Raw genomic sequence first — 16,515 nt, 5'->3', positions numbered from 1 at the left:
GGGAAACGCCAATGATGCGTTGGCTGCCGCGGATATTCAGCACGGCCGCGTTGGCCGGTTTTGCGGCGGCGATCTGGTTTGCTGGACCTTTGATACGCTTCGCCGATATCCGGCCGCTGGGACCTGTCTGGTTGCGTGCGACAATCATCGGCACGATCATGGCGACCGCGGCCCTCGTTTACGGAGTGCGCGCTTGGCATGTGAGAAAGGCGCAAAAAGCGCTCGAGACGGTCATTGCCCGCAACGACGGGCGCAATGACGATTCACCGGTGCTCGAGGCGCGCATGAGTGAGGCCATCGCAGCACTCAAGCGGTCGAGCGGCAAGCGCAATTTCCTTTACGACATTCCCTGGTACATCGTCATTGGCCCGCCGGGCGCCGGCAAGACGACGGCACTGGTCAATTCGGGTCTGAATTTTCCGCTTGCCGGTTCAGGAGACGCCCAGCCGGTGGCCGGTGTTGGCGGCACCCGCTCCTGCGACTGGTGGTTTACCGAAAAGGCTGTGCTGATCGACACGGCGGGACGCTACACCACGCAGGATTCCAATGCTGGAAGCGACAGCAAGAGCTGGCTTGCGTTTTTGTCACTGCTCAAAAAACACCGCACCAGACAACCGATTAACGGGGTTATCCTGGCCATCAGCCTTGCCGATCTCATCAGGCTTGATGACCAGCAGCTTGACGCCCATGTCGTTGAAATACGCAGTCGCCTGAGGGAGATCCACGAGACGCTGAAAATCCAGTTTCCGGTGTACCTGCTGTTCACCAAGGCCGATCTTGTTGCCGGCTTCATGGATTATTTCGGCAGTTTCGAGGAGCCGCGCAGGCGCAAGGTCTGGGGCGCGACATTCCAGACCACGGACCGCAACAAGAACATGGCCGGTGAGGCTTCGGCCGAATTCGATGCACTGGCGATCCGCTTGGCGGACGAGATGCCTGATCGCCTGCAGGAAGAGCCTGACCCGGTCTCGCGCATATCGATCTTTGGCTTTCCGGCCCAGTTTTACGCGCTCAAGGGCCGAATTGCCAATTTCGTGACCAGCCTGTTCGATCCGGTCCGTAGCCAAGTGAACATCAGCTTGCGTGGGCTCTACTTCTCGTCGGGGACCCAAGAGGGAACGCCGATCGATCAAGTGTTGGGCGCAATCGGCCGCAGTTTCGGCAACAATTCCCGCCCCCACCTGTCCGGGACCGGCAAGAGCTTCTTTTTGCACGATCTCCTGACTGATGTCATTTTCGCCGAATCCGGATGGGTTTCCTATGACCGAGCGAGCGAGAGGCGGGCAGCGGCCCTCAGATATGGCGGCTTTGGCATCATAGCCTTGATCACTGCAGCGGCCCTTGGCGCGCTCGGGATGAGCTTCATGGCCAACCGCTCGCTGATTGCCTCCACGACGCAGGCGACGAGCCAATATCGCGAGACAGCCGACGCTCTGCCCAAGAGCACGACGGTCACCGATGTCGACCTTGAAAACGTCATCGGGCCGCTCGACCAGTTGCGCAACATGCCGGCCGGTTTTGAAACCAGTGACTTACCGACCCCGATCGAGGAAACGGTCGGCCTTAGCCAGCGGGAAAGGCTTCTTTCGGCATCGACAACGGCCTACCGGCAAGCACTGGAACGAATGTTGCGGTCGCGTCTGCTTGTTCAGGCGGAGCGGAGCGTCCAGGCGACGATGGCTGAGCCCGCCGCGCTCTACGAACCGCTCAAGATCTACCTGATGCTCGGCGGCAAGGCACCCAAGGTCGATGACGCATTGATCATCTCCTGGATGAAGCAGGATTGGGAACAGAACCGGTATCCAGGCGAGAGCAACCGCGAAGGACGTGCGCAGCTCGAAAAGCACCTGCGCGCCATGCTTGCGTTGGACGATGCCTATGATCCGGTTTTCGAACTCAACCAGCCGCTTGTGGAAGCCGCCCAACGTTCACTCGGGCGCATGAGCCTTACCGATCGTGCGTCCGCATTGATCAAGTCGGCGGTGTACGCGGCTGCGCTGGACGATTTTTCTGTTTCGCAAAAAGGCGGGCCGGAAGCGCAGCTTGTGTTCGAGCGCGTCGATGGCGGCGATCTGTCGAAGCTCCGTATTCCCGGTCTCTACACCCATGCCGGATTCAACAACTTTTATCTCGGACAGCTTTCGCGCATTGCGCAGACACTCGTCGACGACCAGTGGGTCCTGGGCGGTGGCGGCGAGCAAGGCGGGATCGATCAGGAGTTGCTCCAGCTCGGCCCCGAACTTCTCTATCGCTACGGCAAGGAGTTCGCAGCCGCGTGGAACAGCGTTCTCGATGGTTTGAAATTCAAAGCCATGCTGAACGACAAGCCGAACTATGTCGCGCTTTCCGCCGTTGCCCCACCAAGCTCGCCGATCGAACAGCTTTTTACCGCGATTGCCGAGGAAACAGCCTTGGCGCGCGACCCTGTCTCCGGCGAAGACTCGGGCACTGGGGTGATAGCCGGCACCCTCATGCGCCAGTACCAGGATGTCGCGGACATGGCCAAGGGCCTGGCTCGCATCGGCATTCAAATTAGCTCCGCAAAGTCGCAAAGCCGTGCCGGTACGGGGTCCGCGAAATTTCGCCAGAGCCCTGGGGCAAACATCGAAGCGCAGTTCAGGTCCTTCCAGGCTCTGGTAAGCGGTCCTTTTGGACACCGACCCATCGATGCGCTGACCCAGAATTTTCGCGACATCCACCAGAGTCTGCAACTGGCAACCGAGGTCCCCTTGCAGACGGAACGTGTCAACGCCAACCTGCAGCTGCAGATAGCCACTCTTCGCGCCAATGCATCGCGTCTGCCCAAGCAACTCGGCAGAATGGTCAACGCAACTGCAGACGAATTTGAGGGCAACGCGGCTGAAATTTCCTTGACGAATTTGAACGAGATGCTCGACCAGGCCGTCACGCAGCCCTGCGAGGAGGCGGTCAACGGCCGCTACCCCTTCGCCGGCGATGGTACCCAGGATGTTGCGATGGCGGACTTCGCCAAGTTGTTCTCTCCAGGCGGCCTGATGGACCGGTTCTTCGCACAAAACCTTGCTTCCTTGATCGACATGAGCGGCCAGGACTGGAGCTGGAAACGGGATGCGCGCTTTGGGCGCGACCTGTCGAAGTCGACGCTGAAAAACTTTCAGCTGGCTGCTGAAATCCGCGGCGCATTTTTCCCGTCGGGTGGGTCAATGCCGTCGGTCAACCTGACCTTTACCCCGTTCTCGCTGAACGGTGATGCAGATACTGCGGTGCTCGACGTCGATGGCCAGATCGTCCAGAGCAATCAGGCGGGTAACACGCCAAGCACTGTGTCCTGGCCGAGCGGTGCGGCCTCGGCATCCGCCAGTCTGAGACTGATGCCGGAAATGCCGGGCCGCGAATCCGCTATCAGCTTCGAAGGGCCGTGGTCGCTCAAGAGGTTGCTGGACAAGGCGACGATCACCAGCAAAGACGGCACTGTTGAGGCGCGCTTCGTAATCGGCGGACGCGACGTCAGCTACACGATCCAGACCGGTTCCGGACCCAGTCCCTTCTTACTTCCCGCACTTTCCGCATTCAGCTGCCCGAAGGCGTTTTGAGAGGATTTGAGCCTCACCTGGTGCAACTAGGGCGCCAAAGCTGGCTGCGATCCCGCGTCACGGGCTCAAAGCTAAATTTCGATACTTTAATATTCCAGCCTGTGGCAAAGTGGCAGCAGCGAGCGCCTGAAGGTGCGCCGCAGAGGACGCTTTGAGAAGCGCTTGGTGGCAAGGTGAGCGATGTCGCCCTTTCCTTTGAAAGCTTCGGCGTGAGCCACAATGGCTGTGTCCGTGAGCACAATGAAGACAACTATCTAGTCGAGCCACGAACCGGCCTGTGGGTGGTGGCCGACGGAATGGGTGGACATGAAGCCGGAGAGGTCGCTTCAGCCAGCATTGTCGATCATCTGGCCACGATCGGCATTGCTAGTTCCGCCCCGGATCTTCGTGCGCGCTTCGAAGACAGGCTGAGCCGCGCCAACGCCGAGATCCGCAGGATCTCCGAATCTCGCGGCATAACCATCGGCTCCACCGTTGCCGCCCTGTTGGCGATGGATGGGCGATTTGCCTGCCTGTGGGCGGGCGACAGCCGGGTTTATCTGGTCCGTGATGCCTCGATCTCGCAGATCTCGAGGGACCACACCGAAGTTCAGGAACTTCTCGATCGCGGCATGATCAGCGCAGCCGAGGCGCTCACCTGGCCGCGCCGCAATGTCATCACGCATGCCGTCGGCGTCAGCGACGAAATCGTCATCGATTTCCAGCAAGGCGAAATTATGCCGGGAGACATCTTCGTGTTGTGCACAGATGGGCTGACGGCGCATTTGACCGACGCCGAGATCGGGGCCGTGGTGGTGTCTGCGACCCCTCAGGCGGCTTGCGAAAATCTGCTGCAAATGGTGCTGGCGCGGGGCGGAACAGACAATGTCACCATTGTGCTGGTGAAGTTCGCAAACGGGCACAATGGACACCCCCCCTACCCTGATCTGTCCAGAGCGGAGGGTTGAGGCTGATGAGCGCCGACGACAAGACGCGAATATCGCCGCAGCTGGCCAATACCGCCGTCGGCACGCAACTCAGCGGCATCTACGAACTTGACGAGCGGATCGCATTCGGTGGCATGGGCGAGGTCTACCGTGGCCACAACATCCAGACTGGCGACCACGTCGCGATCAAGATCGTCCTGCCCGAATTTGCCCGCGACCCGACGATCTTGTCCTTGTTCCGCAAGGAAGCGTCAATCCTCAATCACCTGTCGCATGATGCGGTCGTGCGATATCACGTCTTCACCATCGATCCAGGCATCGGCCGTCCCTACCTTGCCATGGAATTTGTCGACGGCGAGTCGCTGTACGACATCATGCGACGTGGCCCGATGCCGACTGAAGAGGTACGCAAGCTCTGCCATCGCCTCACGTCGGGTCTGAGCGCCGTGCATCAAGCGGGAGCAATTCACCGCGACCTCTCGCCCGATAACATCATCTTGCCAGGGGGTAGAGTCGACCACGCCAAGATCATCGATTTCGGTATTGCGCGATCGGCGACCGTCGGCGGGGAGACCCTGATCGGCGGAAAATTCGCGGGAAAGTACAACTACGTTTCGCCCGAACAGCTGGGGCTGTACAGCGGCGACGTCAGCGAGCAATCCGACATCTACAGCCTGGGGCTGGTGCTGGTTGCCGCTCTGCGCGGGAAGCCGATCGACATGAGCGGGTCGCAATTCGAGATCATCGAAAAGCGCCGGACCGTGCCCGACCTGTCCGACATCGAGGACGATTTTCGTGGCATTCTTGAAGCCATGCTGCAGCCGGATCCGCGAGACCGCCCGGTGAGCATGGCGGAAATCGCCAGAATGACGCGTGACGAGGACGAAGGGACAACGCCACCAACGTTCGTCCCGACCCGCGATCGGCCGGGTTTGCCACGAGCGGGGCAAACACTTGCGCCTGAGTCCAAGGCCCAGCCTTCCTATGATTTGGGGCGTGACGCGCCTGCGACGGCAAGTTCAGGTGGGCAGCGCTTCGTCCCGCATGTCCGGCCTGCGCTGCTGTCCGAACCGCGGCGGCCTTCAGCAGTCGCCAGCCCGCCACGCGCGGTCGCACGTGGCAGGCCTGGAAAGTCCACAAAGACCCGAATCATCGCGATTTCTGCCTTCGCGACGCTGGCTCTCGCCGCGGTTGCTGGCCTCTATGTCAGCGGTTTTATGACGCCTACCACGCCGAGCGCCGGCACGACATCGCTATCTGCCCCAGAACCATCAGAGCCCGCACCAGAGGCATCAAAGCCGGTCGCGACGGATAATGTTGCGAACGCTCCTAAGCCGCCAGAGCTAGCTCCACCCGCGCAGCCGCGAACGCAGACCACCGCATCGCCAACTAAAAATCAGGCAGAGGCGGCTGCGCCTCAAAAGCCGCAACCGCCAGAGTCGCCCAAGATACTCCCACAAACCGGGGAAGCCCCGAAGCCATCAGCTAGCGCAGCGCTGCCGCCGGCCGAAAACGTAGCGCCGGCAATTCAGCCCGATACCGCTGCCAACGCCAGCCCGACAACGCTTCCGCCGCCTGACAAGCTCGTTCCAGCTCCAACACCAGCCGAAAAAACGTCAACGCCGCAAGCGCCGCGGCCCGACGTCGCCGAAAGCCAAAAGCCGCAGCCGGCAGAGCCCGCCAAGATCCCCCTGCAAGCCAGGGAAACACCGAAATCGTCAGCAAGCGCGGCACAGCCGCCGGCCGAAAAAATGTCGCCGGCAGTTCAGCCCGACATCGCGGCCGGCGACAGCCCGAAGACGCCTCCCCCGCTTGGCAAGATCGCTCCAATCGCTCCACCAGCCGAAAAAGCTTTAACGCCGCCAGCCCCCCAACCCGATGTCGCGGTGAGCCAAAAGCCTGAACGACAGGCAAGCCAGCCGGCGGAGGCGAAATCGGCCGCGCCCTTTCCCGAGCCGGCTGCAGGCCAGGCAGATGCGATGAGCGCAAAGGGGCAGCAGGCCGACCAGCCGGCCGCCAGACAGCCAGACCAGGCCACGGTCGCCTTGAACGTGCCCAAGCTGGAAGTTCCTCCGGTCATCGACGACGTAGCGCAACGGGTCTCGTGGGTTCGCGACTTCAGCGGCGGCGACTGTTTCTATGCGGCCGTCACGTCGATAACCGACAAGACGGCGGCCATCGAAGGATTTGGAACGGCGGTTCATCCATTCGAACAAATGTTGACTGATTTCCAGGCAAAGTTCCACGTTGAACCGGACATAAGCGTGCGCCTCATCGAGCCGCCCCAGTGCGAAGTCACCAACTTCCTGCGCTTTCTGGGCCAGACTGCAGTCGTCAAGCCGCAGCTGGTTCTCGATCGAACATCGGTGCCGAACGGCACGCCGATCAGCGGCACGCTGGTGACGCATGGCGGGCTCATTTCCAGCGTGCTGTTGATCGACCACAAAGGCATGATGTTCAACCTCGACGACCGCATGGTCGTACAGTCGGACAAGGCCACCTTCAGCATCCCGATCGGCCTCGGCGCCGCCGACAGGGCTGCAGGCAAGGCCGTACCGCAGATCATTATGGTGATCACCGGCCCCCAGGACATTCAGGCGGCTGCGTTTTCTACGCCAACGCCGGCCTCGCAACTGTTGCCCAAAATTCTCGAAGAAATCGAGACCAACGGATCTCAGTTCTCGGCCAATGCCAAATATTTCCGGCTCGGCGGGTAGTATGGCGTGCAATGGAACTCTGCCGCTCGCGTTTGCCCCGCTCGTCTGACGGCCTGCCCGTAAAGCAGAGCGATCGGTTTCGAGCCTTGCATATCTTGACAGGCCGCATGAGGCTTGCGGTCGTTTCGGGCGCGGCACTCCTGGCCGTGCTCTCATGCAATGAAGCGCGCGCCGAATTCACGGTCTGCAATCAGACACTCGACGTCGTCAACCTCGCCGTCGGCCAGACAATCGACAATGCCGACCAGACCGATGGCTGGTGGACGATCGGCGCAAATCAGTGCGTAAACGTCGTTCGAGACGAACTGACGAACCGCTTCATCTACATCTACGCCACGGACGTTTTTGGCCACGCGATCCTGACCGGGTCGACCGAAATGTGCATCGAGCGTCGACGGTTCTCGATACGCGGCATCGACGAGTGCTGGCAGCGCGGCCATATCGCGGCGCGATTTGTTGAAGTCGATACGCTTGAACAGGTGCGGTGGACGTTTTTCCTGACCGGAAGCAGTCCGTGACGCACGCCATCGACACCAGCTTCAAGGCGAAAAAGCAGGCGCGCGCCGCCCTTCGCCGGCGCGCACTTTGGCGCCGGCTCATTGCAGGCTTGGCCTTGATTTTCCTGTGTTCGATCGCCGTCGGCTTCTACCTCACCGCGGACTATTGGTCATTTGGCGACGAAGACGAGGAGTTGCGCGCGGTAGAAGGAGCCGACGATGTGCCGGCCGATGCATCTGTCTATGTGCCTGCGATTATCGGCCTGGCGGGGGACCCTATGTGGATCACGCTCGCACCCGATAACGGCGCAGCAACGAAAGGCCGCGTGATTCCGCGTCCGGCAGAACTCGACCCGGCAGGGGTTTCGCCACAGATCGAGTTCCTGTTCGACGTCATGCTTAGCGCCAGCGAAAAATTCATGACGACGATACCGTCGACGCAGGAGGATTTTGCATTCTTCCAGGCGCAACGAAAGACCGCCCCCGCGCCCTCCAGCGATTTGCAGAACGATCTTGAGCCATCTCCTGGCGCGGGTGAGCTCGCGCCGGCTTCGGATCAACAGGCCGACACCGATGATCCCGAAGCCGGCTGGGGTGAAACAATCGATGCAGGCGACGCAGCCCTTCCCGCATTCCAGAAGACCCAGATCGAAAACAACACCAGCGTCGCAACTGTCACGAATGAATATCAGCGGTTCGAGGCCACCGAAGACACTTTCGTGAAGATCCTCAACAGTCGCAGTCTGGACAGCGTTGCGCTCGATGCGCATTTCTCCGCCGACGACGCCAGGCTGGCAGGCGAGGCCCTGAAGGCGCTCTTTAGCCGGGACGGCCTGGAACCGGGTTATGTCGTCGCCCTGCGTGGATACCGACCCAACCGCGAGACGACAACAATGTCCCTCATGCAGGTGTCGATCTACGCCAAGAACGTTTTTGTCGGGACGCTGACGCGTGATGCCGCAGGCGTGTTCGTCTCGGGGGCTGATCCCTGGGTACGCGAAGATTTGTTCAACTACTCGGGTGCGCCGGAAGAAGGCGCACACAAAAGGCAGTATCGTTTGCTCGACGCGATTTACTCGACAGCGGCACGCAACAGCGTTCCGACCGGCGTGATCGGCGAAGCGATCATGTATCTGTCGAGAGGACAGGATCTGGACGCTTTCGCAAGCGAGGACCAGCGTCTTGTACTGATCTATTCGCAGACGCCGCGCGGCAAGGACGAAGGCGCCGGGCGGGTGCTATATGTGGGTGTCCAGGGCACGACAAAAAGTCTCGACTGTTTCGTCTTCCAGCAGGGCGATGGCCAGTTTGCATGCGTGACAGGCGACGATCAGGTCCGCTCGCTGACGGTCACCAACGGCATGGTCACACCGGTCAACGGGGTCTTGACCTCGACCTTCGGGCCGCGCAAGCATCCAATTCTAGGCACCGTTCGCATCCACAAGGGCGTCGATTGGGCGGCGCCGGTCGGCACGCCGATCGCAGCCGCCTTCGATGGCGAAATCAGCTTCCAGGGCGATGGGGGCGGCTATGGCAATCTGGTCAAGATTTCGCACGGAAACGGGCGCGAGACGCGCTACGCTCATATGCAGAAATTCGCAATCGAGGGCGGCGTCGGCACCAAGGTGAAGGCTGGCGACATCATTGGCTATATCGGCACCACCGGCCTTTCGACCGGACCGCATTTGCATTTCGAACTCTATCAGAATGGCGCGGCGATCGACCCACTGGGCACGGTTACCGCGGTCGCTTCGGATCTTTCCGCCGTGGAAACGCTCACCGACCGTATCGTTCATGTCGAAAGTGGCGGCAGCGCCCGTGCCAAGAACCCAAATTCTTCAGCGACCGGCGCCGGCCAATTCATCACAAAGACCTGGATCCGGATGATGAACACTTACCGCCCCGAACTTGCACGCACACTCTCGACTGCCGACCTGCTCGCCCTGCGATACGACGCCACGATCTCGCGCGAGATGGTTCGCAATCTGGCGCGAGAAGGCGAAGCCTATCTTCGGACGCGCGGCCACCAGATCACAGCCGGCCGGCTCTATCTCTGCCACTTTCTCGGCATGGAGGGCGCGCATCAGGTGCTGTCGGCATCGGGTTCGGCGCAATTGAGCGCCGTGCTCGGGTCAGCCGTCATTCAGGCCAATCCCTTTCTGACGGGCAAGACCGCCAGCTATGTCGCGGACTGGGCCGAAAGAAAGATGGGTCGCAAGCTGAGCCCAGCCACAACCACGGCGGGTCAGCAGACGACGACCACCACGGAGGTCCGGCAGACGTCGCCCGAGTTCGCAAAGTACAAACAGGCGATCACGGCGATGCTGAGCTCTGTTCAGAATGCGCTTTGAACCTGTGCATGGCGCGGCAAATCGTAACCGCTTCGGTGCACGCAGACGACCGGCTTTCCGTCCAACGAGTGCTGTACTTCGACCTCTGCGCACTTTCGAACCGTGGCCAAGTTCACATACGCCACGGCCATTTTCGGGTTGAAGCGACCTGTCGCTGAAAAAACCTAACACGTGCAAAATAGAGTTCGCTGCGACGGCGGAAGGAAAAGCAGGACCCGGCTCCGTGAGCTACAGGGCCTCCTTCGAGGCGGCAAGTTGGAGACGCTCTGGCACACGGTCGGTGGCAAAACCTTGACGGCCTTAAAAGCAGGATCGCCCGCAAAGCGGGCGCTTGAAACCGGCTGCCGGCGTTTGGTCAGGATGATGTCGCTTGCGACATCGCGGCGCGCGATGAGGACCAGGCGAATGACAGCTCCGGCTCTGCGGTGCGCACATCGGTCGGCGTTTCGGACGAGGTGAAGCAAACAGCGGGCCCCGACTTGACAGAAAGTACGATCTGTCTTGACCGCCAGAGCCGCATCGACCTGCAACTGCGCATCGAGGGGTTGGGCAACGGACTGGGCCGCATAGACGGAAACATAGGTCCGCAGACCCGCCGGGCAATCGGCATCTGGCAAGGGAAGAATGGTCTTCCGCCGACCACGTATCTGACGCGCGAGCAATTGGCATTCCTCGAGGTTCAGACAGATCCGATGATGGAGCCGTGCGTGCCGGATATGCGCCGATCAAGCCCGTGCAACGCAGCCGAAAAAGCAGGTTGCGCAGAGCGTCCGCACCCAGCGGTCGGGTGACGCAGAAACGTCGCAACAACAACAGGTCGTTCAGAAACAGCGGTTGCGCAAGACCATGGTGCGGCGGACGGATCATGCTCCGGTGTGATGGTGGGCCGCGTGCTCAAGAACTGACCGGGGTCGTTCCAAGCCTATTCGCCTGGCCTGCCGCTGGGCTTGCCGCGCAGTTCCTGACGCACTGCTGCACAGTTTCTGGCGGCATGCACCAGCGTACGCTACTCGGCCTTTATACGCATTTCCACGCGGCGGTTGACGGCGTCGTATGGATTGGAGCTACGCGGATGCGTTTCGCCCAACCCGATTGCGTTGATGCGGTCAGCCTCGATGCCACTGGATGTGAGGAAGGACGTCACCGACTGCGCTCGTCGCTGCGACAGCCGCTCATTGTAGTGCTCCGGACCGGAAGCGTCGGTGTAGCCTTCGACGACGAAGTGGAAAGTACTGATCCGGCTGTCCTTCAGAGCCTTGGCATACTCCTCGAGTTCAGCGCGTGCGGTCGCGTCGAGTTCGGCCGAATCCAGCCCGAAATTGATCAGCATGTCGAGACTGGATTTGTCGGCCGGCCCGTCTTTTGCCTTGGTCTTGCACTGCTCCTCGGTGCCGACACAAATCCCCCGAGACTTGCCGAGGTCGGCCGCGCCAGCAAAAAACTTGACGATGTCTTCTGATTTCTGGATAGGGTCGGCGGAAACATGGGTCGAGAAAGCCACGACCGCCAACACCAAGGGTAAACTGGCCCACCGCATAGCGGTTACTCCTGTTGAGCATCCGATATTACCAAGCGTGAATATACCGAATTCCCACGCACTTGTCTGTCAATAAACGACGAGCCTGTGGCTGTGTCGGCCGATCTCCGTCACCACGAGTTGAGACTTGACCGGCGCCACGCCGGGGGCTTGAGTACCGACTGGTCCTCGATGAAAGCGTGGCGTCATGGCCAATGGGCTCCGATTCAAAACGGCACGGGATCTTTTTGTGGCTTGTCCCGCTGTCGCCAGAGACATGAGAGCCCTTCCAACCGAGCAGCGTTCGATCGAGTTTTGCCGCGATCTCCTCGCCGGGCCCATTCCCGAAGAGGCGATCACGTTTTGTGCCTACCTGCTTCCTGATCGGGCTGCGGTCTGGTGGGCCCATGAATGCCTGGGGCATCTGAGCGAACTGCTCGATAAGGCAGATCAAGAGCTGCTCGCGCTTGTTCGCGACTGGGTCAGCGAACCGGACAGTCCCGGCCATCGCGCCGCAGTGAGCGAGGCTGCGGCAACCCCGCCGGCAACGCCGGGCGCCTGGATTGCCTTGGCTGCGGAATGGAGTGACAATGGTTTTGGCGTTGCCGGATCTGTCGTCGGCGCAGCCGCGCCAACGGCCTTGCAGCGACATCCTGCCGCCCATGCAGTCAATGCCGGTGTTCTAGCAGGGCTGGCGCGCGTCGCACTGGCGGACCGCTTTGCCGTTCTCTCCGCCTTTGTCGAAATGGGCCTCCAGTTGGCCGACATCGAGGCGCAGCGCCAATCGGCGGATGCATATTAGACCCGAACCATTCCAATAGACGCAGCTCCATCGTCTTGTTTGGCCAGGGGTGTTCGAACCGAAGGGCCCAGATCTCACTTGCAGCCGCCTTGCGCCCATTTGGCCAGCGCCACCTTGAAGCGTGTCCCAAGCGGATGTTGCAGGCGTAGAACGGAGACATCGTTGGCGGCGAAATTTTTCGCCTGTTCGCATAGCCGATCCTCATTCCACTCATGGCAGCCGTTGCAGTGCTTGCCCTCCCACACCGCCTTGTCGAGCCCTTCCACGGGAGTGAAGAGCGGCTTGCCCGTGATCAGCTCGGCGATACTCTTGCCGTCGATTGCTGGGTCTCCAAAATAGATAGGTCGGTCGAAAAAAATCGGATCGTCCGAAGCCAGTTTCGGGATTTTCTGCCGCAGGACATTAAGCGCAAGCTGTGCCTCATCGTCGCCTGACGAATTTGCGGTGGCGTTGCGCCCCGAGCCGCCTTGCGGTTGTTGCGGAGCGGTCGCTTCGCCGACGATCAGCGGCGCGTTGAGATCGACTCTGTGCAAAACGACCTCGGTGGTCAGCGAGACATTGATCCACGGGCGCTGCTTGCCGGCGGTTGCTTTGAAAACATCGGCGGTGACCATGTTCATCGCGTCGGTGATGGAGATGTTCGAAGCCCCGATATGGGCAAGCAACGCGGACGTGAACGGCGAATGTTCGCTCGATCCGTCATAGGCGACCTGATTGGGACTGGTGGAAAAGGCGACCAGCGTACCCGCACCGCCATTCTCGATCGGGATTTCGGCAAGCCCGCTTCTCGCTCCCTTGACGCCGGCGGCCTTTGCCAACACTTCGGCCAAGGGATTGTCGCGACAGGCATCGAGGAAAATCAGTCTTATACTGGTCTCGCGCGACATTTGCCGCAAAACGAACTCGACAGGCACCGCCTCGAAATCAAGCGAGGTCTCGTCTTCCAATGCGGCATCGACCGGAAGCAGGTAGTTGCTGCCTGAAACCTGCAAACCGTGGCCGGCGTAAAAGAAAAGGGCAATGTCGGCGCCGCGAACCTGCTTTGCGAACTGCGCAATCGTCGTCTGGGTCTGCAATTTGGTCAGATCGAAACCGGAGACGACTTCAAAGTCCAACTTCGCAAGGCGATCGGCAACAGCCTGCGCGTCGCGGACCGGGTTGGTCAGCGCCGGCGCATGCTGGTACTGGGAGTTGCCAAGGACTAGAGCAACACGGCGTTCCGCATTGGCCGCCGTCAATGTCAACAATAGCGAGAGTGTCACCAGTCCGATCGCGCGCAGGGTACTGCCAAAACAGGCAATCAGATCGAAGCCCCACCGGAACAAGAGGTCCTTCCTCAGTTGACGAGCTTGGTGGCGGAAAACTCGATCCGCCGGTTAAGCGCCTTGTTCTTCGGCGTATCGTTGGCCGCAACGGGCCGCTCCTCGCCATACCCGGTTGCCGTGATCTGCGTTCGTGCAATACCCGCGGCAACAATGGCATCGGCAACGGCCTGGGCCCTGCGCTCCGACAGCAGCTTGTTGGTTACAGGCGAACCATCGGAATCGGTGTGGCCGGAAACCTCTACCTTCAGGCGGGGGCACTTGCCGACCACGCCAACCACCTCTGCCAGCAGCGGACGGCTTTGGTTGTCGAGCCGCGCGCTCGCCGACCGAAAGTAGATGGCCCCAGTGCGGGAGAGCACCGCGAACCGGTTGAGGCACTCCTCATCACTGAAATTCGCTTTCGCGGCATCGGTGGCGACGGGGCCGACGTCGGCAGTACTTGCAGCGATCGTCTGCACGGCCGCGGGCTTGCTGCCGCCGGCGTTGAAAACGAAATCGAAAGACACGGAAGCGGTCGGAACAATGTTGGTCACATTGGCGGCCTGCTGTAGCTTGTCGACATTCGGCAGCAGTCCGAAGTCTTCGACATGTACGGCAACAGGCGTCTCCGAAGCGACGGAGACCATGCTGTCGCTAATCATGGTCACGACGATATTGGCCTCGAAATCCTTGTCGACCCCGTGCAGATTGAGGCGGAATGGCAGCACTGCCTTGACCCTTCGCTTGGTCGCCAGGTCGGCAAATGCGGCAGGGTCAACTTTTGCGGTCAGTTCGGCGGACGGATACTTGAATGTCTCAAAGAAAAGGAACCGCATGCGGACATTGCGAAGGTCGACACCCGTGTCGACAGAGTTGAGGTCGAAGGTGATCTTGGCCTCACCCGTCGAAGAAAGGGTGCCGGCTATGTTCCTGATCTTGTTGGTTTCGACGATCGTGTTCTTCTTGACCGACTGGTAGGTGAGCACGGAGGCCGTCGGGTCGAGTGTCCAATTCGTCTGTGCATTCGCGCTTTCCAGCCCAGGCAATAACAGCACCGATAGCGCGACGATCAAGCCAAGGGTGTTTAGGGCTAGCCAGCTTCTCGAGCCCGTTTTCCGCCAGTCTCCGACGACTTCGAACATTGAACCCCCACCAGGACAACAGCCTTCCGTGTCGCAATCACCACCATGCCGTGCCAAGGAGAGCATAGAACAATTGTCAAGGCTTGGCGAGCATCGGCCAATCGACCGCAATGGTGTAAATTCCGCTCAGGTCCCGGGCTGCGGAACTCCGGCAAAATGGTGTTGCGCGAACAAGCAGTCTTGTTGGCGAACAATGGAGCTGATTGGAGAATATTCGCTGCGCTACCTGCCGCTGTCTTGAAGCCGGATCACGCTGGACCAGCCAAGCGAGGGAAACGCCCGGCTTACTCCATCCTGCTTCTCCCGCGGAATGCAGCTGGCGGCTCTTCGATTGAAGATTTCGACCATGTGAAGCAGGCCGCGAAGCGCGTCCGGGCCTATTTGCAGGCACCTGCCCAAAGCCGCGACATGAAGCCAGCCGCCCGCCTGCCATGTTCGACGGCAATCGTTTAGCTTGCTGCCGCCGTCCGCTTGAAAACGATGGTCACCTTCGTTCCTTTGTTGGCGCTGGACTCGACAGCTAGCTGCGCCTTGGCGTTCTCGGTCAGCGATCGCGCGATCAGCGCTCCGAGCTTGCCTGGCTTGGGCCACACCTCGCCTTCCGGCAGGCCGATTCCGTCGTCCGCCACTATAACCCGGCAGCCGTCGCCATCGACGACGCTGTGCAGTGTTATCGTGCCGCCGTCGCGCCCCCGGAACGCATGCTTTAGTGAATTGGTCAGCAATTCGTTGACGACCAGTCCCGCCGGCATGGCGACGTTTATTGACACGGGATATGTATCCACCTTCATATCCAGGCGGATCCCCTCGACTGCATGCGAGCTCATCACCGCGGACGCGATCTGGCTGAGATAGACGCCAAGATCGACCTCCTCTTTCGGCTCGTCGGCCGTTAGCGTCTGGTAGAGGATCGCCAGAGCGTCGACGCGACCGGCAAGCCGCTCAAACCGTCTCCGGTCGGCCTCGGTCGCGTTGCGGCTTTCCAGCCGGATCAGTGCGGTGATCATCTGTAGGTTGTTCTTCACCCGGTGCTGCAGTTCGCGCAGCAGTGTGTCTTTCTCGCTGACAAGCTCCTCCACCGAGCGCTCATCTCCCGCCTCGCCATGGGCCGATACGTCGACCAGCGCCACCAGCCGGAAGCACATCTTGCCGTTGTCGTCCTCGATCACATTGGAATAAACGTCGACGATCGTCGGCTTATCCTCGTTGCGTTCCAGCCTGTAGGTGCCGACAAAATCGGTTTCCTCGACCACGGCCTCGGCAAGTGGCCGGTCCTTCTGCTCGTGGAGGCCTTTGCCCAAAAGGACTGCCCAGTTTCTTCGTGTGAGCCTAGCGGCCGTCAGGCCTGACAGTTTCTCGAATTCCGGGTTGGCGTAGACTACGCGCTCCTCAGCGGCCAGGTTCGCAACGGCAATGGCGATCGGCACCTGGTCAAGGAATTTTTTGAACTGTTCGCTTTCCAGTGCGGTTGCAAGGTCAGGTGTATCAAGCAACTGCTCGACCGCCTCGGCCTTTTCTGAATCCGGTGTCATTTGCGCGCCTGTTCCGTGCGGACAATATCAACAATGCAGCGCGCCCGCCATCGCCAAAGCTGCATTTGACCCACCGCGTCATGCACCTGACAACAAGCTTGCGTCGTGCGCAACGGCCATACGTCTAAGATTGCGACCGGCCGAAGGAGAGCGGCA

11 protein-coding genes are annotated in these 16,515 nt (G+C 60.5%); 7 read left to right on the top strand and 4 right to left on the bottom strand.

All coding sequences use genetic code 11. From position 1 onward, the window contains the following. Nucleotides 1-11 precede the first annotated feature (11 nt). From tssM to NKJ20_RS21800, 6 genes are all read left to right on the top strand, one after another. Nucleotides 12-3,572: a type VI secretion system membrane subunit TssM gene (gene tssM / locus NKJ20_RS21825; RefSeq protein WP_352746838.1), complete on the top strand. Its 3,561-nt coding sequence runs from the start codon at nucleotides 12-14 to the stop codon at nucleotides 3,570-3,572. Between the two features lie 173 nt (nucleotides 3,573-3,745). Next, a complete protein-coding gene (locus tag NKJ20_RS21820) occupies nucleotides 3,746-4,519 on the top strand; it encodes a PP2C family protein-serine/threonine phosphatase (RefSeq protein WP_352692841.1) in 774 nt (257 codons plus the stop codon). A gap of 5 nt (nucleotides 4,520-4,524) precedes the next feature. Further along, the gene (locus NKJ20_RS21815) at nucleotides 4,525-7,215 is read left to right on the top strand and encodes a serine/threonine-protein kinase (protein ID WP_352746835.1); all 2,691 of its coding nucleotides are present in this window, start codon (nucleotides 4,525-4,527) and stop codon (nucleotides 7,213-7,215) included. A 107-nt stretch (nucleotides 7,216-7,322) separates the two neighbouring features. Beyond that, on the top strand, nucleotides 7,323-7,733 hold the full coding sequence (locus tag NKJ20_RS21810; RefSeq protein WP_352452797.1) for a DUF1036 domain-containing protein: 411 nt from the start codon (nucleotides 7,323-7,325) through the stop codon (nucleotides 7,731-7,733). Beyond that, nucleotides 7,730-10,063 (top strand): M23 family metallopeptidase, encoded by a 2,334-nt coding sequence (locus NKJ20_RS21805; protein WP_352746833.1) that lies wholly within the window; start codon nucleotides 7,730-7,732, stop codon nucleotides 10,061-10,063. Before NKJ20_RS21810 ends, NKJ20_RS21805 begins: the two co-directional genes overlap by 4 nt. Before the next feature lie 425 nt (nucleotides 10,064-10,488). Beyond that, complete coding sequence (locus NKJ20_RS21800) at nucleotides 10,489-10,854, top strand: peptidoglycan-binding domain-containing protein (protein ID WP_352746830.1); 366 nt, start codon at nucleotides 10,489-10,491, stop codon at nucleotides 10,852-10,854. Nucleotides 10,855-11,069: 215 nt separating this feature from the next. On the opposite strand, the gene NKJ20_RS21795 is transcribed toward NKJ20_RS21800, so the two are convergent. Then, nucleotides 11,070-11,600, bottom strand: a complete 531-nt coding sequence (locus tag NKJ20_RS21795; protein WP_352453871.1) for an OmpA family protein — start codon at nucleotides 11,598-11,600, stop codon at nucleotides 11,070-11,072. A gap of 256 nt (nucleotides 11,601-11,856) precedes the next feature. On the opposite strand from NKJ20_RS21795, the gene NKJ20_RS21790 reads away from it, so the two are divergent. Then, complete coding sequence (locus NKJ20_RS21790; RefSeq protein WP_352746827.1) at nucleotides 11,857-12,381, top strand: DUF6931 family protein; 525 nt, start codon at nucleotides 11,857-11,859, stop codon at nucleotides 12,379-12,381. A gap of 74 nt (nucleotides 12,382-12,455) precedes the next feature. Here the strand turns inward: NKJ20_RS21790 and NKJ20_RS21785 are convergent, their stop codons facing one another. From NKJ20_RS21785 to NKJ20_RS21775, 3 genes are all read right to left on the bottom strand, one after another. Then, the gene (locus NKJ20_RS21785; RefSeq protein WP_352746824.1) at nucleotides 12,456-13,706 is read right to left on the bottom strand and encodes a caspase family protein; all 1,251 of its coding nucleotides are present in this window, start codon (nucleotides 13,704-13,706) and stop codon (nucleotides 12,456-12,458) included. Nucleotides 13,707-13,717: 11 nt separating this feature from the next. Next, on the bottom strand, nucleotides 13,718-14,827 hold the full coding sequence (locus tag NKJ20_RS21780) for an OmpA family protein (RefSeq protein ID WP_352746822.1): 1,110 nt from the start codon (nucleotides 14,825-14,827) through the stop codon (nucleotides 13,718-13,720). A 449-nt stretch (nucleotides 14,828-15,276) separates the two neighbouring features. Next, a complete protein-coding gene (locus NKJ20_RS21775; RefSeq protein WP_352746819.1) occupies nucleotides 15,277-16,359 on the bottom strand; it encodes a sensor histidine kinase in 1,083 nt (360 codons plus the stop codon). Between the last annotated feature and the right edge of the window lie 156 nt (nucleotides 16,360-16,515).

The organism is Mesorhizobium sp. M0185 (genome assembly GCF_040322175.1).
GTDB lineage: Bacteria > Pseudomonadota > Alphaproteobacteria > Rhizobiales > Rhizobiaceae > Mesorhizobium.
Note: the sequence above shows the minus strand (reverse complement) of the source record. Positions and strands in the feature narration are given on the sequence as shown.

Excerpts from the sequence above, each read along its gene's own strand:
- NKJ20_RS21775 (WP_352746819.1), bottom strand. The coding sequence starts at position 16,359 with ATGACACCGGATTCAGAAAAGGCCGAGGCGGTCGAGCAGTTGCTTGAT.
- NKJ20_RS21790 (WP_352746827.1), top strand. The coding sequence starts at position 11,857 with ATGAGAGCCCTTCCAACCGAGCAGCGTTCGATCGAGTTTTGCCGCGAT.
- tssM (WP_352746838.1), top strand. The coding sequence starts at position 12 with ATGATGCGTTGGCTGCCGCGGATATTCAGCACGGCCGCGTTGGCCGGT.
- NKJ20_RS21815 (WP_352746835.1), top strand. The coding sequence starts at position 4,525 with ATGAGCGCCGACGACAAGACGCGAATATCGCCGCAGCTGGCCAATACC.
- NKJ20_RS21795 (WP_352453871.1), bottom strand. The coding sequence starts at position 11,600 with ATGCGGTGGGCCAGTTTACCCTTGGTGTTGGCGGTCGTGGCTTTCTCG.
- NKJ20_RS21780 (WP_352746822.1), bottom strand. The coding sequence starts at position 14,827 with ATGTTCGAAGTCGTCGGAGACTGGCGGAAAACGGGCTCGAGAAGCTGG.
- NKJ20_RS21810 (WP_352452797.1), top strand. The coding sequence starts at position 7,323 with ATGAGGCTTGCGGTCGTTTCGGGCGCGGCACTCCTGGCCGTGCTCTCA.